General features: G+C 42.3%; 19 protein-coding genes and 1 other annotated feature (1 of these 20 only partly in view). Of the genes, 18 read left to right on the top strand and 1 reads right to left on the bottom strand.

Annotated features, from left to right (window positions below; translation table 11 throughout):
* Positions 1 to 127 (top strand) — a binding site (T-box leader) (it extends 133 nt beyond the left edge of the window).
* Positions 128 to 205: 78 nt separating this feature from the next.
* The 16 genes from ilvB (at position 206) to IQ19_RS16575 (ending at position 20689) form a co-directional block, all read left to right on the top strand.
* On the top strand, positions 206 to 1924 hold the full coding sequence (gene ilvB / locus IQ19_RS16650) for an acetolactate synthase large subunit (protein ID WP_144543504.1): 1719 nt from the start codon (positions 206 to 208) through the stop codon (positions 1922 to 1924).
* Complete coding sequence (gene ilvN / locus IQ19_RS16645) at positions 1921 to 2439, top strand: acetolactate synthase small subunit (protein WP_110067439.1); 519 nt, start codon at positions 1921 to 1923, stop codon at positions 2437 to 2439. Before ilvB ends, ilvN begins: the two co-directional genes overlap by 4 nt.
* A 59-nt stretch (positions 2440 to 2498) precedes the next feature.
* Entirely contained in the window at positions 2499 to 3521 is a 1023-nt protein-coding gene (gene ilvC, locus IQ19_RS16640; RefSeq protein WP_144543503.1) for a ketol-acid reductoisomerase, read from the top strand.
* Complete coding sequence (locus IQ19_RS16635) at positions 3508 to 5052, top strand: 2-isopropylmalate synthase (protein ID WP_144543502.1); 1545 nt, start codon at positions 3508 to 3510, stop codon at positions 5050 to 5052. Before ilvC ends, IQ19_RS16635 begins: the two co-directional genes overlap by 14 nt.
* A 68-nt stretch (positions 5053 to 5120) precedes the next feature.
* Positions 5121 to 6233, top strand: a complete 1113-nt coding sequence (leuB, locus tag IQ19_RS16630) for a 3-isopropylmalate dehydrogenase (RefSeq protein WP_144543501.1) — start codon at positions 5121 to 5123, stop codon at positions 6231 to 6233.
* A gap of 71 nt (positions 6234 to 6304) precedes the next feature.
* Entirely contained in the window at positions 6305 to 7720 is a 1416-nt protein-coding gene (gene leuC, locus IQ19_RS16625) for a 3-isopropylmalate dehydratase large subunit (RefSeq protein ID WP_144543500.1), read from the top strand.
* Positions 7721 to 7736: 16 nt separating this feature from the next.
* Positions 7737 to 8330, top strand: coding sequence for a 3-isopropylmalate dehydratase small subunit (gene leuD, locus IQ19_RS16620; RefSeq protein WP_144543499.1), 594 nt, complete (start codon positions 7737 to 7739; stop codon positions 8328 to 8330).
* Between the two features lie 97 nt (positions 8331 to 8427).
* Positions 8428 to 9459: a tetratricopeptide repeat protein gene (locus IQ19_RS16615; protein ID WP_144543498.1), complete on the top strand. Its 1032-nt coding sequence runs from the start codon at positions 8428 to 8430 to the stop codon at positions 9457 to 9459.
* A 159-nt stretch (positions 9460 to 9618) separates the two neighbouring features.
* Positions 9619 to 10905 carry a trigger factor gene (tig, locus tag IQ19_RS16610; protein WP_144543497.1) on the top strand — a complete coding sequence of 429 codons (1287 nt, stop codon included), beginning with the start codon at positions 9619 to 9621 and terminating at the stop codon, positions 10903 to 10905.
* A 591-nt stretch (positions 10906 to 11496) separates the two neighbouring features.
* A complete protein-coding gene (gene clpX / locus IQ19_RS16605; protein WP_144543496.1) occupies positions 11497 to 12762 on the top strand; it encodes an ATP-dependent protease ATP-binding subunit ClpX in 1266 nt (421 codons plus the stop codon).
* A gap of 183 nt (positions 12763 to 12945) precedes the next feature.
* Entirely contained in the window at positions 12946 to 14613 is a 1668-nt protein-coding gene (gene lonB, locus IQ19_RS16600; protein ID WP_144543495.1) for an ATP-dependent protease LonB, read from the top strand.
* A 276-nt stretch (positions 14614 to 14889) separates the two neighbouring features.
* Positions 14890 to 17217 (top strand): endopeptidase La, encoded by a 2328-nt coding sequence (gene lon / locus IQ19_RS16595; RefSeq protein ID WP_144543494.1) that lies wholly within the window; start codon positions 14890 to 14892, stop codon positions 17215 to 17217.
* The gene (gene yihA, locus IQ19_RS16590; RefSeq protein ID WP_144543493.1) at positions 17214 to 17795 is read left to right on the top strand and encodes a ribosome biogenesis GTP-binding protein YihA/YsxC; all 582 of its coding nucleotides are present in this window, start codon (positions 17214 to 17216) and stop codon (positions 17793 to 17795) included. The genes lon and yihA overlap by 4 nt, the downstream gene beginning before the upstream one ends.
* Positions 17796 to 18121: 326 nt before the next feature.
* The gene (locus IQ19_RS16585; RefSeq protein ID WP_144543492.1) at positions 18122 to 18904 is read left to right on the top strand and encodes a transporter substrate-binding domain-containing protein; all 783 of its coding nucleotides are present in this window, start codon (positions 18122 to 18124) and stop codon (positions 18902 to 18904) included.
* Between the two features lie 384 nt (positions 18905 to 19288).
* Positions 19289 to 19936 carry an amino acid ABC transporter permease gene (locus tag IQ19_RS16580; RefSeq protein WP_144543491.1) on the top strand — a complete coding sequence of 216 codons (648 nt, stop codon included), beginning with the start codon at positions 19289 to 19291 and terminating at the stop codon, positions 19934 to 19936.
* A 15-nt stretch (positions 19937 to 19951) separates the two neighbouring features.
* Complete coding sequence (locus tag IQ19_RS16575) at positions 19952 to 20689, top strand: amino acid ABC transporter ATP-binding protein (protein ID WP_144543490.1); 738 nt, start codon at positions 19952 to 19954, stop codon at positions 20687 to 20689.
* Positions 20690 to 20742: 53 nt separating this feature from the next.
* Here the strand turns inward: IQ19_RS16575 and IQ19_RS16570 are convergent, their stop codons facing one another.
* The gene (locus IQ19_RS16570; protein WP_144543489.1) at positions 20743 to 21228 is read right to left on the bottom strand and encodes a LiaI-LiaF-like domain-containing protein; all 486 of its coding nucleotides are present in this window, start codon (positions 21226 to 21228) and stop codon (positions 20743 to 20745) included.
* 319 nt (positions 21229 to 21547) lie between these two features.
* Here IQ19_RS16570 and hemA point away from each other — a divergent pair, with 319 nt between their 5' ends.
* Entirely contained in the window at positions 21548 to 22894 is a 1347-nt protein-coding gene (gene hemA / locus IQ19_RS16565; RefSeq protein WP_144543488.1) for a glutamyl-tRNA reductase, read from the top strand.
* Between the two features lie 14 nt (positions 22895 to 22908).
* Positions 22909 to 23742, top strand: coding sequence for a cytochrome C assembly family protein (locus IQ19_RS16560; protein WP_144543487.1), 834 nt, complete (start codon positions 22909 to 22911; stop codon positions 23740 to 23742).
* The last annotated feature ends 11 nt before the right edge of the window (positions 23743 to 23753 follow it).

Genomic DNA, 23753 nt, shown 5'->3' with positions numbered 1-23753 from the left:
GGACTGCCGGGTGTGCTTCACCCGTTATCAAAACGGATAGCAGATTTGCTATTCATGAGTGCACGCATTTAAGCGTGAATCAGGGTGGTACCGTGGAACAGGTTAACAAAGCCTTTTCATCCCTTAAGCCTAGTATCAATAGGTGTGTATGGGGATGGAAGGGCTTTTTATTTTGGAGTAAAAAACAAGAGGAGGTTATCAACAAATGTTGCAGGAAGCTGCCTTAACAGAAACAAAAACGGAGACCGAATCGGTTACCGGTGCAGATCTGTTATTAAGAGCCTTGGAGAAAGAAAATGTTGAAGTGATTTTTGGTTATCCGGGAGGAGCTGTTCTTCCAATTTACGACAAGCTGTATGACTCAAAGATTCTACATGTTTTGCCCCGCCATGAGCAGGGAGGAATTCATGCAGCCGAAGGATATGCCCGAATCTCAGGAAAGCCGGGTGTTGTGATTGCCACGTCAGGACCGGGAGCAACAAATATTGTAACCGGACTTGCGGATGCAATGATGGATTCACTTCCTCTTATTGTTTTTACAGGCCAGGTGGCAACAGGCGTTATTGGATCGGATGCCTTTCAGGAGGCTGACATCCTTGGGATAACAACCCCTATCACAAAATATAACTATCAGATCCGCAGTATCGAAGATATACCAAGAGTTGTGAAGGAAGCTTTTTATATAGCTTCAACTGGAAGACCTGGACCGGTACTCATTGATGTTCCTAAAGATATCGCATCATTAGCAGCAGAGCCCCCAGAGGAACAGGAAGTTAATTTGCCGGGGTATCAGCCAACATTAAAGCCGAATTATTTGCAGATCCGCAAATTAACAGAAGCAGTAAGCAGAGCGAAAAAGCCTGTCATTTTGGCAGGAGCTGGAGTTCTGCATGCAAGAGCTTCCGAGGAATTAAAAGAGTACGCAGAGCAGCAGCAGATTCCGGTTATCCATACATTGTTGGGGCTTGGAGGATTCCCGGCCAATCATCCGTTATTCATTGGAATGGCAGGGATGCACGGCTGCTATGCCGCCAATATGGGATTGACAGAATGTGATTTGCTTATTAATATTGGTGCCCGTTTTGATGACAGGCTAACAGGCAATTTAAATCATTTTGCACCAAATGCAACAGTAGCCCATATTGATATTGATCCTGCAGAAATCGGCAAAAACGTTCCAACAACCATTCCGATTGTGGCAGATGCAAAAGAAGCCCTTGAGCAGCTGATCCAGCAGGACGGCAAACCGCCTGCACACAAAGAATGGATCGAAACCATCCAGCAATGGCAGAAGGAATTTCCTTACTTCTACGATAAAGAAACAACTGGTTTAAAGCCTCAAAAAGTGATGGAAATGCTCCACTCCAAAACTGGGGGAGAGGCGATTGTGGTAACCGACGTAGGACAGCATCAAATGTGGGCAGCCCAGTATTATCGCTTTAATAAAGCAGACAGATGGGTAACCTCAGGCGGTCTTGGTACTATGGGATTTGGTTTTCCGGCAAGCATAGGTGCACAGCTGGCAGATCCTGATGCATGTGTCCTCGCTGTTTGTGGGGATGGCGGTTTTCAAATGTCCACCCAGGAGCTGGCAGTCATAAAAGAACTGAATTTGCCTGTGAAAATAGTCATTTTAAATAATATGGCCCTTGGCATGGTTCGCCAATGGCAGGAAATCTTTTATGAATCGCGCTTTTCACACAGCAAGATACCTGTACAGCCATCGTTTGTTAAGCTGGCAGAAGCATACGGCATTGAAGGCTATGTAATCCAATCAGAAGAAGAGGCAGAGGCTATTTTGGATGATGTGCTTCATAGCCGTGAACCGGTGCTTTTGGATTTCAGAGTCGATCCGGATGAAAATGTATATCCAATGATTGCCCCTGGAAAAGGACTTCACGAAATGGTAGGTGTTAAACCATGAAAAGAGTAATTTGCCTGACTGTTATGAACCGGCCGGGTGTCCTGAACAGAATTACAAATCTATTTTCAAAAAGAAATTTTAATATTGAAAGCATCTCTGTCGGCCTTTCCGAACATGAAGGGATGTCCCGCATAACTTGTGTCGTCCATGTGGAGGATGACAGGGCAAGCGAACAAATTACCAAACAATTAAATAAGCAAATTGATGTTATTAAAGTTACGGATATTACTGATCAGTCAATTGTTGCAAGAGAACTTGCTCTTATCAAAGTTCAGGCAGTTCCTTACACCAGAAATGAAATATACTCTTTGATTGAGCCATTCAGGGCTTCGGTTATAGATGTAAGCAAAGACAGCATGACCATCCAAATAACCGGAGAATCTGATAAAGTGGAAGCTTTCATTGACTTGATTAAACCATACGGCATTAAAGAGCTTGCCCGAACCGGAACGACTGCATTTCCAAGGGGGACACAGCGTTCTTCCCAGCAGCAGAAGTCATATTCCATTGTTTAACGTTAATTTATTGAAAATAAATAATCTAAAAAACTTTAAAAAAGAGAGGGAGATTTAAAATGGCAAAAATGTATTATAACGGAGATGCAAATGCAGAATATTTAAACGGAAAGAAAGTAGCGGTAATCGGTTACGGATCCCAGGGCCATGCACATGCTTTAAACATGAGGGACAGCGGTGTTGATGTTGTAATTGGCCTTCGTAAAGGGAAATCATGGGAAAAGGCAGCAGAAGACGGCTTTCAAGTATATACAGTAGGAGAAGCAACTGCCCAGGCGGATGTGGTAATGATCCTATTGCCGGATGAACTTCAGCCAAAGGTGTATAAGGAAGAAATCGAACCGAATTTAACCAGCCAGGCATTAATGTTTGCCCACGGCTTTAATATTCACTTTAATCAAATCGTACCTCCTAAAGAATGTGATGTATTGCTTGTTGCTCCTAAAGGTCCAGGACATCTTGTTAGAAGAACCTATGAACAGGATGCAGGTGTACCGGCACTGTTCGCAGTCTACCAGGATGTAACGGGGGAAGCGCAGGAACTGGCGCTAGCTTATGCTAAAGCAATTGGAGCCCTTCGTGCAGGTGCTTTGGAAACAACATTTAAGGAAGAAACTGAAACAGATTTATTCGGGGAGCAGGCAGTACTTTGCGGAGGGCTGACTTCACTTGTAAAAGCTGGCTTTGAAACTCTTACTGAGGCAGGTTATCAGCCTGAATTAGCATACTTTGAATGTTTACATGAGCTTAAACTCATTGTTGACCTTATGTATGAAGGCGGCTTGGAAGGAATGCGGTATTCAATCTCTGATACAGCTCAATGGGGAGACTTTGTAAGCGGACCGCGTGTAGTAGATGCAAGAGTAAAAGAAGAAATGAAGGCAGTTCTAAAGGACATTCAGGAAGGAAAGTTTGCAAAAGGCTGGATTTTGGAAAACCAGGCAAACCGTCCAGTTTTCAACGCAGTGAACCAAAGAGAGAATGAGCATCCAATCGAGCAGGTGGGAAGAGAGCTGCGTAAAATGATGCCGTTTGTAAATAGCAGCAAAAAGAAAGAAGTGGCTGTCAGTGCCAACAATTAAAATTTTTGATACAACTTTAAGAGATGGCGAACAGTCAGCTGGTGTAAATCTTAATTTTTCGGAAAAGCTGGAAATTGCCAGACAGCTAGAGCGCCTGAATGTTGATATTATCGAAGCTGGTTTCCCTGCTGCCTCAAAGGGTGATTTCGCTTCCGTGCAAAAAATTGCCCAATCAATCAGGAACTGCTCGGTAACAGGGCTTGCCAGAGCAGTTATTTCAGATATTGATGCTGCCTGGGAGTCGCTAAAAGATGGAGCTGAGCCAAGAATACATACATTCCTGGCAACCTCCCCCATCCATAGGCAATATAAATTGAAAAAAACAAAAGAAGAAGTAGTTGAAACAGCAGTAGAAACAGTGAAATATGCTGCGGCCAAGTTTCCGATTGTTCAATGGTCAGCAGAGGACGCAACACGGACTGAATTGCCATTCCTTGCTGAAATTATTGAGAAGGTAATCAAGGCAGGAGCAAGGATTATCAATATACCAGATACTGTTGGATATACAACTCCAAAGGAATATGGCGAGATTTTTCAATACCTAAAAAATCATGTTCCTTCTATAGATAAGGTTTCCCTTTCAGCTCATTGCCATGATGATCTGGGGATGGCCATAGCCAATTCTTTGTCAGCGATTGAAAATGGGGCAACACAGATCGAGGGAACCATTAATGGCATAGGTGAAAGAGCTGGAAATGCTGCGTTGGAGGAACTTGCGGTTGCCCTATATATCCGTAATGATCACTATCAGGCATCAACCCGCTTGAACCTGGAGGAAATCAGCCGAACAAGCAGCCTTGTCAGCAAACTTACAGGCATGGTGGTGCCAGCCAACAAAGCAATTGTCGGACGAAATGCTTTTGCCCACGAATCAGGCATACACCAGGATGGCGTGTTGAAAGAGAAAACAACTTATGAAATCATTTCTCCAGATTTGGTAGGTTTCCAATCCAATTCTATGGTGCTTGGAAAGCATTCAGGACGGCATGCATTTAAAAATCGCCTGATGGAACTGGGGCTTGAAGTTTCAGATGAAGATGTTAAACCATTATTTACGGTATTTAAAGATTTGGCTGACCGCAAAAAAGAGATGACAGATGATGACCTTGCTGCAATCGTATTGGAAGAAAAGCTCTCCAAAGAACAGCGTTTCTACGAGCTGATCGGTATCCAAATCCAATATGGCACCAATTCCGTCCCAACGGCGACTGTTACCCTTTCAGGTTCAAATAATGAGGTTATCCAGGAAGCGGGTACGGGGGCAGGAAGCATAGAAGCACTTTATAACACATTGGAAAAGTGCGTAAATGAAACGGTTAACCTTCTTGATTACCGGATTCAATCTGTCGGGGCAGGCAGAGATGCTCTAGCCCAAGTATTTGTGAAACTGAAGTATGATGGAGTGGAGACCAGCGGCCGGGGATTAGCTCAGGACGTACTGGAAGCTTCATCAAGAGCCTATTTGAATGCTGTTAATAGAGTGATTTACATGAATAAGAAAACAGCAGCTCCTGCAGTTGAGGCAAGATAAAAAAATTACGATAGAGGCGCCGCTTCTATGGCACCTTTCAAACTAAAAAACTAGGCGGAGGGATTAAAATGAAAAAACGTATCGCGGTACTTCCTGGAGATGGAATCGGCAAAGAAGTGGTGAAGGGAGCAATTGAAGTCCTGCAGGCTGTGGGGGAACGTTTCGGGCACCAATTTTATTTTTCATACGGAAAAATCGGCGGAACGGCAATTGATGCAGCAGGAACTCCGCTGCCTGATGAAACAATGGAGCTTTGCAAAGAAAGCGATGCGGTATTGCTTGGAGCGGTTGGAGGTCCAAAATGGGATCAGCAGCCTCTCCACCTTCGACCTGAAAGGGGCCTTTTGAAGATTCGCAAAGAATTGAATTTATATGCGAATCTGCGGCCAACCCAGTATTATTCAAGCCTTTCAGATACTTCGCCATTAAGGAAGGAAGTTATAGAAGGCGTTGATATGCTGATGGTAAGGGAATTAACCGGCGGCCTGTATTTCGGGAAGCCAAGCGAACGTACACAGCAGAACGGGGAAGACGCAGTAGTTGATACATTATTTTATCAAAAGGAAGAAATGCACCGTGTAATTAAACTGGCTTTCGAACTTGCCAGAAAACGGCGCGGAAAAGTCACATCCGTCGATAAAGCGAATGTCCTTGAATCAAGCAGAATGTGGAGAGAGGTAGCGGAGGACATTTCAAACCAATATCCGGACGTTGTTTTAGAGCATATGCTTGTGGATAATGCTGCTATGCAAATGATTAAAAATCCGAAGCAGTTCGATGTTGTGGTAACGGAAAATATGTTTGGAGATATTTTGAGCGATGAAGCATCCGTATTGACAGGTTCTTTGGGGATGCTGCCATCTGCAAGCATTTCAGAGAATGGACCATATTTATACGAGCCAATCCATGGTTCAGCACCGGATATTGAAGGCAAGAATGCAGCCAACCCAATTGCCATGATTTTATCGGCTGCTATGATGCTTCGCTTATCTTTTGGAATGGAAGAGGAAGCAGAAGCAATCGAAAATGCTGTAAATCAAGTACTCGATGCAGGCTACCGTACGAGAGACATCGCGTCATTCGGAAAAAAACAGGTTTCTACATCGGAAATGATCGAAGAAGTGAAGGCTACTCTTCTGGATAACGAAGCAATCTTAAATATCATGGGGGCTTATGCATAGATTTAATCACTAAAAACTGAAACACGGCCTTAATCGGCCGTGTTTCTTTTAAAAAGGGCGTGGAGCAAATAATGGGAAAATCAATTGTAGATAAGGTTTGGGAAAAACATGTTGTCCACAGGGAAGAAGGAAAGCCGGATTTAATATACATTGACCTTCATTTAGTGCATGAAGTTACCTCACCTCAGGCTTTTTCCGGATTAAGAATGAAAAATAGAAAAGTAAGAAGGCCAGACAAAACGTTTGCCACTGTTGACCATAACATTCCTACTGATAATCGAAAAGTAATTAATGATCCGGTGGCGTTGAACCAAATGACCACCCTTGAACAAAACTGCTTGGAATTTGGGATCCCGCTTGCCGGGCTGGACAGTCCTGAACAGGGGATTGTGCACGTCATCGGGCCGGAGTTGGGGCTTACACAGCCGGGGATGACTATTGTATGCGGTGACAGCCATACCTCTACACATGGCGCTTTTGGATCCATTGCCTTTGGAATAGGCACAAGTGAAGTGGAGCATGTGATGGCAACCCAGACCTTATGGCAAACAAAGCCTAAAACATTAAAGCTGGAAATTAATGGTGAATTGAATAAGGGTGTTACAGCAAAGGATGTCATTCTTTATGTGATTGCCAAAAATGGGATTGGTTTTGGGACCGGCCATATTATTGAGTATTGCGGGAATGCCATTGCCAATATGACGATGGAAGAAAGAATGACAATTTGCAATATGTCAATCGAAGGTGGAGCCAGAGCAGGGCTGGTTAGTCCCGATGAAACGACGTTTGCCTATCTCGAAGGACGAAAGTATGCTCCAAAAGGGGGAGACTTCGCGCAAGCAGTTGAAAGCTGGAAAGAACTTGCTTCAGACCCGGATGCAGCCTACGATAAAACCATCGAAATTAATGCAGCTGATATTGCACCAATGGTCAGCTGGGGGACGAACCCATCGATGACCTCAAAAGTGACTGAACAAATTCCAAAGCTTGAGGATTGTGAAACCGAGCTCGAAAAAAAATCGCTATCCAGAGCTTTAGCTTATATGGGCTTGCAGGAAGGACAAAAAATTGAAGACATTCAAATTCAGCACGTTTTCATTGGGTCGTGCACGAATTCCCGATTAGAGGACTTGAGACAGGCAGCAGAAATCATCAGAGGCAAAAATGTTCATCCGCAAGTTAGAGCGCTTGTTGTTCCCGGTTCGCAACAAGTGAAAAAGCAGGCGGAGGCTGAAGGCCTTGATGTTATTTTCAAGCAAGCTGGCTTCGAATGGAGAGAATCAGGATGCAGTATGTGTCTGAGCATGAACAATGATATTGTGCCGAGCGGCGAGCATTGTGCTTCAACCTCAAACCGCAATTTTGAGGGACGCCAAGGATCTGGAGCAAGAACACATCTTGTCAGCCCAATGATGGCAGCTGCAGCTGCATTGTACGGACACTTTGTGGACGTGGGCGCTTTGCTGGCAGCGGAAACAGTTCAATAAGAAGGAGGAGAGCAGAATGAGCGGATTTAAAACTTTACAAGGAAAAGCAGTTGCTCTAGACAGGGCGAATGTAGATACAGATCAAATTATCCCTAAGCAATTCCTAAAAAGAATTGAAAAGACAGGATTTGGCCAATATCTTTTCTATGACTGGAGATTTACTAAAGAGGGAGAACCCAACCAGGAGTTTGAACTGAATAAGGAAGAAAACCAGGGTGCTCCTATTCTTATTGCGAATGAAAATTTTGGCTGCGGATCTTCACGTGAGCATGCTCCCTGGGCACTGGGAGATTTTGGTTTTAAAGTGATAATCGCACCTTCTTTTGCTGATATTTTTCATCAAAACTGTTTAAAGAATGGTCTATTGCCTATCAGCCTGCCTGCTGAAACGGTGAATTATTTGCTTGAGCGTGCAAAGAACCAGCCTTATGAATTGAAGATTGACCTTCAAAATGAAAATATTGAAGATGGGCAAGGCTTCACCGCCCAATTCTCTATCGATGATTATTGGAAGAAGATGCTGATTAATGGCTGGGATGAGATCGAGATAACTCTGCAATTAGAAGATAACATTGCAGATTTCGAGAAAAATGAGCTTGTGCAACATTAAATATTAGAAGATTCATGGCTGATGCCGTGAATCTTTTTGTTTTTTTACTATTTCATGCTAAACTAACTTCAAAAATATAAGTTGAGGCGGTACTAGCATGGACAAACGGGAACGGAAAAAACCAAACAGTAAAATTATTCTATTTCCCGGAATTGAGAAAAGATTGTTGGAAAAAGGGCTTGAGAGCTTTCAGCAAAGAAGGTATCAAGAATCTATCCGTTTCTTTGAGGAAGCGATGGAGATCGAACCTGATAATACCGATATCCATATAGGGCTCGTTCTGGCTTATTTTGAAGCCGGCGGACTTCATAAAGCAAAAGACCTAGCTAATAAAATGCTTCAATCAGGTATTGGAGATTACATACAGGTAATGGATTTATATTTAATGATCCTTGTTCAGCTTCATCAATATAGTGAGATCGTTGCAACCATTGAGGTTCTGCTGGAAGAGAGGGAAATTCCGAAGGAGAAATTTGAGCATTTTAGCAGAATGCTTGAATTCAGCAGAAAAATGGCTAGTTCAAAACCGGAAGAACGGGAGAAAGAAGCTCTACCTATAGAAGAATTTAAAAATAAAAAGCTTAATCTATTTTCTTATAAGGATCAAAATGAGCAAATGCAGCTGGCTGCACAGCTGGCAGAGCATAATATAAGGCCTTATGTAGAAGACATTAAAGCATACCTTGAATCCAGCGAGGGTCATCCTTTTTTTAAAACAATGCTTTTAAATGTGCTGTCAGAGCATGAGTATGATAAAGAAGTATTGCTGCGGAAATTTGATAAAAGCATTCAGATTAAGCCTTCGGAGCTTCCGCCGGTACACCAGCAGCCGCAGCTTTTAACGCTTATAAGCCGGTTGGGTGCCCAGCTGGAGCAGGAAGACCCCATACTATATGAAAATACAAAAAGCCTCATTCAAAGGCATTTCTTTATGCTCTATCCACTTGAGGTCCAACCGGCTAATGCAGCATCCTGGGCCGCGGCATACCATAGTCTTGCAAACGAGTACCATGGCCTGGGTGATTCTAATGACAAGCTCGGACAAATATACGGGGCATCTGAAGAAGAAGTTGAACAAGCTTTAGCCTTCATAAGAAAGATAGAAGAAATTTCTTATCCCAATATTTAGCCTTCAATGTTGAAAGACCGGGTACGTATGTTATAATATAATGGTTGTATTATGTGTATATATACATTTAATCCATGGATATGGCTTGCAAAACAAGGGATATTCATAACATTCTGCTGTGAATGAAATGATAATAGATTTTTGGAGGGAAATGATTGTATGTCTGCTAAATTTGAAAAGTTAGAAGGGAACCGCGGGGTTCTTACAATTGAAGTAGATGCAGAGAAAGTAAACGAAGGTTTAGACGCTGCATTTAAAAAAGTAGTTAAGCAAGTAAACGTACCAGGATTCCGTAAAGGTAAAATGCCTCGCGGAATGTTTGAAAAGCGTTTCGGAGTTGAATCTTTATACCAGGATGCAGTAGATTATCTTCTTCCTGAAGCTTATGCAAATGCAATCGACGAAACAGGAATTGAACCTGTAGACCGTCCTGAAATTGATGTAGAGCAAATTGAACAAGGCAAGAGCCTAATCTTCAAAGCTACAGTAACTGTTAAGCCAGAAGTAAAGCTTGGCGAATACAAAGACCTTGAAGTTCAGCCGCTTGATACAAACGTTACTGATGAAGATGTTAACAATGAGTTAACTTCCCTTCAGGAAAGACAAGCTGAACTAGCTGTTAAAGAAGAAGGCAAAGCAGAAAACGGCGATACAGTTGTTATGGACTTTGAAGGATTCGTTGATGGAGAAGCTTTCGAAGGCGGAAAAGCTGAAAACTACTCACTTGAACTTGGTTCAGGCCAATTCATCCCAGGTTTTGAAGAAAAATTGCTTGGAACTGCTGCTGGTGAATCAAAAGATGTTGAAGTGACTTTCCCAGAGGAATACCATGCTGCTGAGTTAGCTGGCAAGCCTGCAACTTTCAAAGTAACAGTACATGAAATCAAAACGAAACAGCTCCCTGAGCTGGATGATGAATTTGCTAAGGATGCCGACGAAGAAGTTGAAACGTTGGATGCATTAAAAGAGAAAATCAAAACCCGTTTAGAAGAAAGCAAGAAGCATGAAGCTGAGCATCATGTTCGTGACACTGTAGTAGAAGCGGCTGCTGCAAATGCGGAAGTTGAAATTCCTTCTGCAATGGTGGACACTGAAGTTGACCGCATGATGCAGGAATTCGAACAGCGCCTTCAAATGCAAGGCATGAACCTTGAATTATACTTCCAGTTCTCTGGTCAAGATGAAGCTGCATTGCGCGAACAAATGAAAGAGGAAGCTGAAAAGCGTGTACGCGTAAACCTTACTCTTGAAGCAATCGCAAAAGCAGAAAACATTGAAGTAGCGGACGAAGAAGTGACAGAAGAACTTAACAAAATGGCAGAAATGTACAACATGTCTGTTGACCAGATCAAACAAGCGCTTGGAAGCCTTGAAGGCCTAAAAGCAGATCTTCAAATTAAAAAAGCAGTTGATTTCCTTGTGGAAAATAGTAAAACTGTTGCATAATAGAAGTAATAGAAACAAGGCGCGAGTTTATCGTGCCTTGTTTTATACAATCTAGACTATACTTAACAGCACAAAGTGCCCTTGTATCTTTTGCCAAGTGAAAAGTTTTACGACATATTTGACATGGACAGGAATACAAATACATATATATAGTTAATTTAATTATCGGTCTGAGGGGCCGACTTAATTTAGCCATTTTTGGTTAAGCTTATGGAAGTACATATAAATTCAGCCTGTTTTTCTTTGCGGATTACCATCACATGCCTGCATACATAATCTACTCGGTTTCTAAGAGTTATCATTTCCTGTCCACTGTAAAAATGTGTTACAATGCAATACATAACTGCTGAAGGTTTTGATTTTTAAGAAAGTGTGAATTATTAAAGATGGGCTACTGACAGGATTTCAGGTGCCTTTAACAGATATTTCCGCTTTTTTGTATGCTGTATAGCTCAGAGCGCCATCGGCTAAAGTTCTTAAGCCGGTAGGCAGGTGCTCTTTGCTTTTCTTGTTGGCTGAATATGAATTGATTGCATGTGATTTCGCAAGCTTAATATATCGTTTTGAAGTTTCTTTCAAGGGGTGAAGGATTTGTTTAAATTTAATGATGAAAAAGGGCAATTAAAATGTTCTTTCTGCGGAAAGACACAGGACCAGGTTCGCAAACTAGTTGCCGGACCAGGGGTTTATATATGTGATGAATGCATTGAGCTCTGCACAGAAATTGTTGAGGAAGAGCTTGGTACAGAAGAAGAAGTTGAATTCAAGGATGTGCCGAAGCCGGCCGAAATCCGTGATATTCTTGATGAATATGTTATAGGCCAGGATCAGGCAAAGAAATCTTTATCTGTCGCGGTGTATAACCACTATAAGCGCATCAATTCCAACAGTAAGATTGATGAAGTAGAACTATCAAAAAGTAATATCGCCATGATCGGGCCGACAGGAAGCGGTAAGACATTGCTTGCCCAGACACTGGCACGTATTCTTAATGTTCCGTTTGCCATCGCTGATGCAACTTCATTGACTGAGGCTGGGTATGTTGGAGAGGATGTTGAAAATATTCTCTTAAAGCTGATCCAGGCAGCAGACTATGATGTTGAAAAGGCTGAAAAAGGGATTATTTATATCGATGAAATTGATAAAGTAGCACGAAAGTCGGAAAACCCTTCCATTACTCGCGATGTTTCAGGTGAAGGTGTACAGCAGGCCTTATTGAAAATCCTGGAAGGTACAGTTGCCAGCGTACCGCCTCAAGGCGGCCGTAAGCACCCGCATCAGGAATTCATTCAAATCGATACAACCAATATCCTATTTATTTGCGGCGGTGCATTCGATGGCATCGAGCAAATCATTAAACGCCGTCTTGGCCAGAAGGTAATTGGCTTCGGCTCTGATCAAAAACAAAAAGAAATCGAACCAAAGGATCTCCTAGCAAAGGTACTTCCAGAAGACTTGCTGAAGTTTGGTTTAATTCCGGAATTTATCGGACGCCTTCCGGTTATTGCAAGCCTCTCACAGCTTGATGAAGCAGCATTGATTGAGATTTTAACGAAGCCTAAAAACGCACTTGTTAAACAATATCAAAAAATGCTTGAGCTAGATGATGTAGAACTTGAATTTGAAGAAGGTGCTCTTGAAGAGATTGCTAAAAAAGCAATTGAAAGAAAGACAGGGGCACGCGGACTCCGTTCCATTATTGAAGGAATTATGCTGGATGTCATGTTTGATCTTCCTTCACGTGAAGATATTAAAAAATGTATTATCACAAAAGAAACAGTTATCGACAACGGTACTCCGAAGCTTGTTTTAGAGGATGGAACAGTTGTTGAAGAAGAACGCAAAACTTCTGCATGATTATGTGGCCAGCCCTTATGGGCCTGGCCATTTTTATATGAATTATGCCTTTAAAGGGAGTTTTAGCTTCCTTCCCTTTGCCGTCTTCTTTCCATACTTTTAAGTGAATTCCTTGTTTATTCCAACTCAGTGAGGGAGATACTAGCATTATCAGCGAGAACTAATAATGCAGGAGGGAACACAATGAGTTGGACGGGGATTGCTTTATTTATCCAATTGTTTTTTGGAATTGTCATCGGGCTTTATTTTTGGAATTTGCTAAGAAGCCAGCGGACACAAAAGGTTTCAATTGACCGGGAATCAAGAAAAGAAATGGATGTATTAAAAAAGATGCGCTCAATATCTTTAACAGAGCCATTGGCTGAAAAAGTGCGTCCAACCAGCTTCGCGGATATTGTCGGGCAGGAAGACGGAATTAAATCTCTGAAAGCAGCATTGTGCGGACCCAATCCTCAGCATGTCATTATTTATGGGCCTCCCGGTGTGGGGAAAACGGCTGCAGCCAGATTGGTTTTAGAGGAAGCGAAGAAAAATGAGAAGTCTCCATTTCAGCCATCCTCCGTATTTATTGAATTGGATGCCACAACAGCCAGGTTCGATGAACGGGGAATTGCTGATCCTCTCATAGGCTCTGTCCACGATCCTATCTATCAGGGAGCGGGTGCAATGGGACAGGCGGGTATACCACAGCCTAAACAAGGAGCAGTTACAAATGCTCATGGAGGGGTGCTGTTTATTGATGAAATTGGAGAACTCCACCCTATTCAAATGAACAAACTTTTGAAGGTGCTTGAAGATCGTAAAGTATTTCTTGAGAGTGCATATTATAATGAAGAAAATACACAAATTCCAAATCATATTCATGATATTTTTAAGAATGGGCTTCCGGCTGATTTCCGGTTAATTGGGGCAACGACCAGAACGCCAAATGAAATCCCGCCAGCTATTCGTTCTAGGTGCATGGAGGTATTTTTCAGGGAATTGGCCGAAGAAGAAATTGCGGTTATCGGGAAAAAAGCTGCTGATAAAGTCAATCTTAAAATAAGTGAAAATGCACTGGGAATCCTGGCGAATTATGCAAGAAATGGCCGTGAAGCTGTAAATATGGTTCAAATTTCGGCTGGGCTTGCCATTACAGAAGATAGAGGTTACATAAAAGATGAGGATATTGAGTGGGTAATACAGTCGAGCCAGCTTACCCCGAGAATGGAACGGAAAATCAATTCCAATTCAGCGGTCGGCCTTGTAAACGGCCTGGCAGTTTATGGGCCAAATTCAGGTGCCCTGCTTGATATAGAAGTTACAGTGATACCGGCTAAAGAGAAGGGCAGTATTAATATTACAGGGATTGTGGAAGAAGAAAGCATTGGCGGGCAAGGAAAATCAATCCGCAGAAAAAGTATGGCCAAAGGGTCAATTGAAAATGTAATAACTGTTCTCAGGTCAATGGGGGTCCCGGCAGATGAGTATGATATTCATGTTAACTTCCCGGGCGGTGTTCCGATAGACGGGCCTTCGGCTGGTATTGCCATGGCGACGGGAATTTATTCTGCGATTTATAAGCGCCCGGTTGACCATACTCTGGCCATGACTGGAGAAATCAGCATTCATGGCTACGTAAAGCCAATTGGGGGAGTATATCCAAAAGTGAAAGCTGCCAAAAAAGCAGGAGCCCAAACCGTGATTATCCCGAAAGAAAATATGCAATCCATACTAAAAGAAATCACAGGCATAAAAATTGTACCTGTAAGCCATTTAAATGAAGTATTTGAATTGGCCCTACTAAAAGATTTTCACAAAGAGCAAGCTATAACCGCTTCAATCGAATTATCGAAAAAAGAGAGCATCTAGTGGTCTAGCTCAGGCATACCGGGGAATCTAAGGATTAAATTCCCGGTCAAGCGCCTTCCGCTAATAGCGGTAAAAAACTTCGGTTTGCAGTTTAGGCTACAAACCGAAGTTTTATTTGCGTAAAGAAGGATAAAGTGTAATTATCAGTTAGTTTTTCCGATACAGTCATCCGCTTTTCTCTTTGATAGACACTGTTTAATAAATACGATAGAATTGTACAAAGAAATTATTAGCAATTTTGGGGTTAAAAAGATATGCATTTGGAGGTGCAAAGGAATGGCGAAAAAGAAAGAAATCATCGTCCCCCTCCTGCCGCTTCGGGGTTTGCTTGTTTATCCGACCATGGTTCTTCACTTGGATGTAGGCCGTGAGAGATCGGTGCAGGCCCTTGAAAAAGCAATGGTAGGTGACCATTTAATTTTCTTAACAACGCAAAAAGATATATCTATAGATGAACCGTCTGAGGACGATTTGTATCACATGGGTACGCTTACCCGTGTAAAGCAGATGCTCAAGCTCCCAAACGGAACGATCCGTGTGCTGGTTGAAGGGCTGAAAAGGGCTGAAATCATCCAATTTCAAGAAGAAGCTGAACATTATTCCGTTAGTGTTAAGGTCTTTGAGGATCCTGATACTAAGGATGTGGAAGACCAGGCTTTAATGAGAACAATGCTGGAGTATTTTGAGCAATACATAAAGGTCTCGAAGAAAATTTCTGCAGAAACGTATTCTTCGGTTGCAGATATAGAAGAGCCGGGCCGTATGGCAGATATCATCTCTTCGCATTTGCCTTTGAAGCTCAAGGAGAAGCAGGAAATTCTTGAAACAATTGATGTAAAGGAACGCATGAACCAGGTTATTGAAATCATCCATAATGAAAAGGAAGTTCTGAACCTGGAAAAGAAGATTGGCCAGCGCGTTAAAAAGTCAATGGAAAGAACGCAAAAGGAATACTATTTGCGGGAACAGATGAAAGCAATCCAAAAGGAGCTAGGGGACAAGGAAGGCAAGACAGGAGAAATTGCCGATCTTACTGATAAAATCGAGAAAGCAGGCATGCCGGAGCATGTCCAGCTAACAGCATTAAAGGAACTCGATCGTTATGAAAAGGTTCCATCCAGTTCTGCTGAAAGTGCCGTCATCCGAAACTATATTGAATGGCTTGTTACATTGCCATGGTCAAATGCAACGGAGGATGATCTGGACATCCGTAAAGCGGAACGTATTCTCAATGAAGACCATTACGGCCTTGAAAAGGTTAAGGAACGGGTTCTTGAATACCTTGCCGTCCAGAAACTGACAAACTCCCTTAAAGGTCCTATTCTATGTCTTGCAGGACCTCCAGGAGTTGGTAAAACAAGTCTGGCACGATCAATCGCAACCTCGCTTAACCGGAATTTTGTAAGGGTATCTCTTGGAGGGGTACGGGATGAGTCAGAGATCCGTGGCCATAGAAGAACGTATGTAGGAGCCATGCCGGGACGCATCATCCAGGGAATGAAGAAAGCAGGTACAAATAATCCTGTGTTTTTACTTGATGAAATAGACAAGATGTCTTCAGACTTTCGCGGAGATCCTTCATCAGCCATGCTAGAGGTACTAGATCCGGAGCAAAACCATAACTTTAGCGATCATTACATTGAAGAAACGTATAATCTTTCCAAGGTTATGTTTATTGCAACAGCAAATAATCTGGGAACAATACCAGGCCCATTGCTGGACAGAATGGAAATTATCACAATTGCCGGCTATACCGAGCAGGAGAAAATACACATTGCAAAAGACCACCTGCTTCCAAAGCAAGTAAAGGAACATGGGCTTTCCAAGTCTCAGCTTCAAATTCGCGAAGATGGGCTGCAAATGGTAGTCCGTTATTATACCCGTGAAGCTGGAGTCCGCGGATTGGAGCGCCAGCTTGCTACAATTTGCAGGAAAACAGCCAAGATCATCGTCTCAGGGGACAAGAAGAAAGTCATTGTGTCTGCAAAGAATGTAGAAGAGTTTCTTGGAAAACCAAAGTTCCGATACGGCCAGGCGGAGCAAGAGGACCAAGTTGGTGTTGCCACCGGGCTGGCATATACGACTGTCGGCGGCGACACGCTGCAAATTGAAGTATCCCTTTCGCCAGGCAAAGGAAAGCTTGTCTTAACAGGCAAGCTGGGAGATGTCATGAAGGAATCTGCACAAGCTGCGTTCAGTTATGTACGTTCCAAAGCAAAGGAACTTGGCATTGATGAGAACTTCCATGAAAAACATGACATCCATATTCATGTTCCGGAGGGGGCTGTTCCAAAGGATGGACCATCAGCTGGTATAACCATTACTACAGCGTTGGTATCAGCCCTGTCAGGAAAACCGATCCGCAAAGAAGTGGGAATGACAGGCGAAATTACACTAAGGGGACGGGTCCTCCCTATCGGCGGCTTAAAAGAGAAATCATTAAGTGCACACCGTGCCGGATTGACCAAAATTATCCTACCAAAAGATAATGAGAAAGATATCGAGGATATCCCGGAAAGCATCCGGGAGGAACTTGATTTTGTTTTGGTGTCACATGTAGATGAAGTACTGAAGCATGCCCTGAACGGCGGTGCACAAGCATGAAAGTAACCAGCTCAGAAATCGTCATCAGTGCTGTAAAGCCGGATCAATACCCTGACAGTGAATTGCCGGAGTTTGCCCTTGCTGGCCGTTCAAATGTCGGGAAATCCTCTTTTATCAATAAAATGCTCAATAGAAGGGGACTGGCGAGAATCTCCTCCAAGCCAGGAAAAACGCAAACATTAAACTTCTACCTCATTAATGAGATGCTGCACTTTGTAGATGTACCAGGCTATGGTTATGCAAAGGTATCTAAAAAAGAACGTGAAGCATGGGGTAAAATGATTGAAACCTATTTAACAAACAGAGAGCAGTTAAAGGCAGTTGTTCTGATTGTTGATTTGCGGCATCCTCCAACAAATGATGATGTCATGATGTATGACTTTTTAAAACATTATGACATTCCTTGTGTAGTGATTGCCACAAAAGCGGATAAGATACCAAAGTCCAAGTGGCAAAAGCATATGAAGATAACAAAAGAAACATTGGATATTGACCAGAATGACCAGATTATCATGTTTTCCTCGGAAACAGGGTATGGAAAAGATCAGGCTTGGTCTGCACTGCTAAGCTATATGTAAAAGAATCCCGCTGTATATTGCAGCGGGATTTTTTCGTGCTTAAGGAGCAGGCGGATATGACTAGGTGTGTATAACCTGGCAGAAGATGCGAAGCTGTGTGGAAAGATAAGCAAACCGATTTGGCTTTGTCGAATCAAAAGGAATTTGCAGGATAAACGAGGATCTAAGGACATAATGGAGCAAAGGGCATGTCAGTTGATGAGAATCGGCCATATCATTGTTTATCATGAATTATCATAAAATATGAATTTTGAGAAAATTTTAAAAGAATGATAAAGTTAAAGGGTATTTATAAAAGAGAGAAACTGAAGGGGGAATTTAGACTAGTGAGACATTGGTTAAAAGGAATTATAGCAGCTGCTTTCGTATTGATCCTGGCTGCGTGTGGATCAGAGGAAGCGTCTAAAGATGGAATGGACCTTGTAGAAGATGGAAAGTTTACGTATGCGGCATCAGGTGAGTTCAAACCTTTTAGTTTTACAAATGATGATGGAAGCATGAGCGGCTTTGATATTGAAGTAGCAGAAGCTGTAGCAAAAGAGCTTGGACTCGAGCCGGTTCAGAATAAATTTAAATTTGGAGGTATTGTGGAAGGCGTAAAATCCGGCCGTTTTGATGCAGCTGTAGCCAGCCATACAATTACTGAAGAACGCTTACAGGCTGTCAACTTCTCGACGCCTTACTACTATTCAGGTCCGCAAATTTATGTGCGCCCAGATAGTTCTGTTGAAACACTTGAAGATTTGGAAGGCTTGGAAATCGCCGTATCTAAAGGCTCTACATATACTGCAAATGCAGAAGAAGTCACAGATAATATTCAATTTTACGACAGTGATGTTGTAGCCCTGGAAGCATTAAGCAAAGGCAAGCATGATGCTGTTATTACAGACTTTATAACAGGAAAAGAAGCGATTGGCGCAGGTATGGAAATTGAAGGAAAAGAGCTTATTGGACGCAGTGAGCAGGCAATCGCAGTTGCAAAGGATAATGAAGAGCTCTTGGAAAAAGTAAATGAAGCTCTGGAAACACTTCGCGAGAATGGAACACTCACAGAAATCAGCAAAAAATATATCGGTGAAGATATAACGGTTGATCCTGAGAAGGAATAACATTGCGGGCGGATGTGTGTAGAATGCATTCGCCTGTTTTATTTATTTAGGCTCTTTTCTCATGAATGTTGTTATAGCTTATGAATTCTGCCCGTTGATTTCAGCACGGGGCACTCAGCGAACCACGGGGCTACCGGGAGCCTCCTCGACGCTCTGCGTCTGCGGGTCTCCCTTGGTAAGCTACTCCCGTAGGACGTTGAATAAGCTTCCTCGAATGGACACCGCACGAAGAAAATGTGATAGCATTTTCGAGGATCTCGCGCCTTCAGCTCCAATCAACTCAGTGGTTAAAATTAGTTAGCTGCCCGTAAGCAACAAACTTTAAGAAAACAGCTTTTTTAAAACAACATCAAACTCAACTAGCATCGGATAGGAGGGATCCTTTTGGATTTGCTTACGAAGTTTATTGATACATATCCCGTTTTTTTAAAAGGGATGCTGTTAACCTTTCAGTTAACAGCGGTAGCCGTTTTTATTGCCATTTTTATAGGTTTGTTTTTTGCCTTTTTAAAGATATCAAGAATAAAAGTTTTGGAATGGATTGCTGATATTTATATTTTCCTGGTAAGAGGAACACCGCTGGTTGTACAAATTTTCATTTTTTATTTTGGATTGACTGCTTTGGATATATCACAGTTTTGGTCCGTTGTGCTTGGACTTGCCTTCCACAATGGCGCATATATAGCGGAAATATTTAGAGGCTCCATCCAATCCATCGATAAGGGACAGATGGAAGCAGGGCGTTCGCTTGGCATGACAGCCGGCCTGGCGATGAGGAGAATTATTCTTCCCCAAGCTTTCCGCCGTGCCATGCCGCCGCTCGGCAATCAGTTTATAATTGCTTTGAAGGATTCTTCGCTTGCTTCCTTCATCGGCATGTACGAGCTCTTTAATGTGGCAACAACATATGGTTCTAACGAATATGACTACATGAGCTATTTGCTGATCGTAGCTGTTTACTATTTAGTACTTGTACTTATTTTCTCTGTCCTTGTAAATATGGTTGAGAAGAGAATGGCAAGCAGTGATTAAGGAGGAAGGATAGGCATGAGTGAATCGTACATGATAAAAGTGGAAAAGCTTAATAAATCATTCGGTGATTTGCATGTATTAAAGGATATTGACATAACAGTGAAAGAAAGTGACGTGGTTTGCCTGATCGGTGCGAGCGGGTCCGGAAAAAGCACACTGCTCCGCTGCTTGAACTTTCTTGAGCTGAAAGATAGCGGAAACATCATTTTTGAGGGTGAAAAGGTTGAAAAAGAAACCCATGACCTTAATAAAGTCAGGGAAAAGGTCGGAATGGTTTTCCAGCATTTTCACCTTTTTCCTCATATGACGGTTCTCGAGAACGTCATGGAAGCACCCTTGCATGTAAAAAAGCTGTCTAAAGATCAAGTAAAAAAGGAAGCGCAGGAGCTGTTAAGAAAAGTGGGGCTTTCTGATAAAGAAAACGTGTATCCATCAAAGCTATCCGGGGGACAGAAGCAGCGTGTTGCCATTGCCAGGGCTCTGGCGATGAAACCGGATATCATGCTTTTTGATGAGCCGACATCCGCCTTGGATCCGGAGCTTGTCGGGGAAGTTCTTTCAACAATGAAAGAATTGGCTGAAGAAGGCATGACCATGGTGGTCGTTACCCATGAAATGGGCTTTGCGAAAGAGGTTGCCGACTGGGCTGTTTATATGCACGATGGAAGAATTGTGGAAGTTGGGCATCCGGAGGATTTGTTTAATAATCCAAAAGAAGAGAGGACCAAGAACTTTTTGGATTCCGTCTTATAATATTGTTTGCATACAGAAAAGACAGGGGAAGAGTAATGTATCCTCTGTCTTTTCTATTTTTTCTTTGCAATTAAGAAATAGAATCCAATTAGAATTAAGAGAATCGGCCAGAAGCGCCAGGCGTTGGATACGCCGTTTTCCAGAAGTCCCATCCATTCAATGACTCTGTCATAAAAAAGCAGCATGGCGGCAAGAATTAAAAATAAGATGCCCTGGAACAAGCCAGTGCCTGTCTTTTGGTGGCGAAGAAGGAAACCCAGTGCAATGATCAGAATAAAAGTTCCTATGTGATCGGGCCATATTTCAAGGCGGTTCACAACATGGAAGTGCAGGCCGAATCCGGCCAAAATCACACCCGGCAGGATTGCCTCATAGTCTCTGGCGCCATAAGCCTGAAATAAAAAGGCGCCCCCGACGATCAAAAGAAGAGTAGGCCAAGTATAAAACGGCTGTAAGGGACTGAAGTTTGTTTGCTGCAGGAAAAAGTAGGCTCCAAAGCCGATCAAGATTATTCCCGGGAAAATACGCTGATTTTTCATTAAAACACCACTTCCAATAAGGTTCACTTGAATCTGGCAAGTTTTTTTGTTACTGTACTAAAGGGAGTATTTGTCTATTTCAGAAATAAGTTATTAAAGTTAATTTTTCTATCTTTTTAATTTGACTGCTGTCTAGCTTCAAGCGCCATCGGCTTGAGGGCCTTGTCGCCGATAAGCAGGCGCCTTACACTTTTCCTGTCTAAAACATATTAACATATGTGTTCAATTTCTGTTCACATTTTAGCATTAAATTAAATAAATAGAAGTGATATAATTATCTTAGTGAACTATGCAATTTATCTGGGGGTGTCAATTTCAAATGCATATCTTGGTCGTCGGTCTAAACTATAAAACTGCCCCTGTTGAAATTCGTGAGCGTCTAACCTTTAATTCTTCACAATTGGGCGATGCTATGAAGACATTGAATGATAAAAAGAGCATCTTAGAGAATATTATTCTGTCTACATGCAATCGGACCGAAATTTATGCGGTGGTGGACCAGCTTCATACTGGCCGTTATTATATAAAGGAATTTCTGGCAGAGCATTTTAATATGGATCAAAGCGAATTTTCTCCTTTCCTGTTTATCTATGAAGAGGATGGGGCAATAGAGCATTTATTTAAAGTTGCATGCGGCCTGAATTCCATGATTCTTGGAGAAACACAAATTTTGGGACAGGTACGGTCAAGCTTTCTGGAGGCTCAATCAGAAAAAACGACTGGTACGGTATTCAACCACCTGTTTAAGCAGGCGGTAACCCTTGCGAAGCGTGCACATTCTGAAACTGATATAGGGGCTAATGCTGTTTCAGTCAGCTACGCAGCAGTAGAACTGGCTAAAAAAATATTCGGTACGCTTGAAAATAAGCATGTCCTTATTTTAGGCGCTGGCAAAATGGGAGAGCTTGCAATCCAGAACCTTCATGCTAATGGAGCGAGTAAAGTAACTGTCATTAACCGCACTTATGAAAAAGCTCAGGATCTTGCAAGCCGTTATGCCGGTGAAGCAAAGACACTGGATGAGCTGCAAAACGCCCTTATGGATGCTGATATTTTGATCAGTTCAACGGGAGCCAAAGAGTTTGTTATTACTAAGGACATGATGGCTAACGTGGAAAAAATGCGCAAAGGCAAGCCTCTGTTTATGGTGGATATTGCCGTGCCGCGGGATTTGGATCCAAAGCTGGCTGAATTGGACAGCATTTTCCTATATGATATTGATGATCTTGAGGGAATTGTCGAAGCAAACCTTCAGGAGCGCAAAAAGGCAGCAGAAAAAATTCAGCTTATGATTGAAGGAGAAATTGTTGATTTCAAACAATGGCTGAATTTGCTTGGAGTTGTTCCGGTTATTTCTGCATTGCGTGAGAAAGCACTGGCTATACAGAGTGAAACCATGACAAGCATTGAAAGAAAGCTGCCTCACTTGAGTGATCGTGATAAAAAGGTGTTGAACAAGCATACAAAGAGCATCATCAATCAGCTATTAAAAGATCCTATTTTACAAGCTAAAGAAATGGCTGGACAGAAAGATTCCGAACAGGCATTAGATTTATTTGTAAAAATCTTTAATATAGACGAACTTGTTTCAGAGCAGCAGAACGTGTACGCAGCCAAACCAAAACACGCTATCGCTCAATCACCGCAGGCTTCCTTTCAATCATAAGAGAGGTTCTGTCCATGTTTGACATCTATATGACACGGCTGCATGAATTTACGGTGGTTCTGTATGCCTTATGTGTCCTTTTATATTTTATCGATTTTCTTCATCAGAACCGGAAGGCGAACCGAATTGCCTTCTGGTTACTTGCATTTGTATGGGTATTGCAAACCGTATTTCTTGTTCTATACATGATAAATACAGGCAGGTTCCCGGTGCTGACCATTTTTGAGGGCCTTTATTTCTATGCTTGGGTTCTTATCACTCTTTCACTGGTGATTAACCGGCTTCTCAGGGTCGACTTTATTGTCTTTTTTACAAATGTTCTCGGCTTTATTATTATGGCCATCCATACATTCGCACCCGTCCAGATTGATTCAGCTGTAAAGGCGCAGCAGCTTATTTCAGAACTTCTGCTGATCCATATAACCGTTGCGATTCTTTCTTATGGGGCTTTCTCACTCTCCTTTGTTTTTTCATTACTATATTTAATTCAATATGATTTGCTTAAAAGGAAAAAATGGGGAACCAGATTGCTTCGGATAGCGGATTTATCAAAGCTTGAACATATGTCATATGTATTAAACGTAATTGGTGTACCTATGCTGATGATAAGCTTAATTTTAGGTATTCAGTGGGCTTATCTTAAATTGCCTGATATGGTTTGGTTCGATTCGAAAGTTATCGGGTCTTTCATTGTCCTTGCTTTATACAGTATTTATCTCTACATGAAAGTTGGGAAAGGCTTATACGGCAAATCTTTGGCATTTTGGAATATAGCATCTTTTTTAATTGTATTAATTAATTTCTTTCTGTTTGGAAAGCTTTCATCTTTCCATTTTTGGTATTCTTAAAGCCCAGCGGC

It is taken from the genome of Cytobacillus oceanisediminis, assembly GCF_007830235.1.
Lineage (GTDB): Bacteria > Bacillota > Bacilli > Bacillales > Cytobacillaceae > Cytobacillus > Cytobacillus oceanisediminis.
The sequence above is the reverse complement of the archived record's forward strand: the minus strand, read 5'-3'. Positions and strand labels throughout refer to the sequence as shown.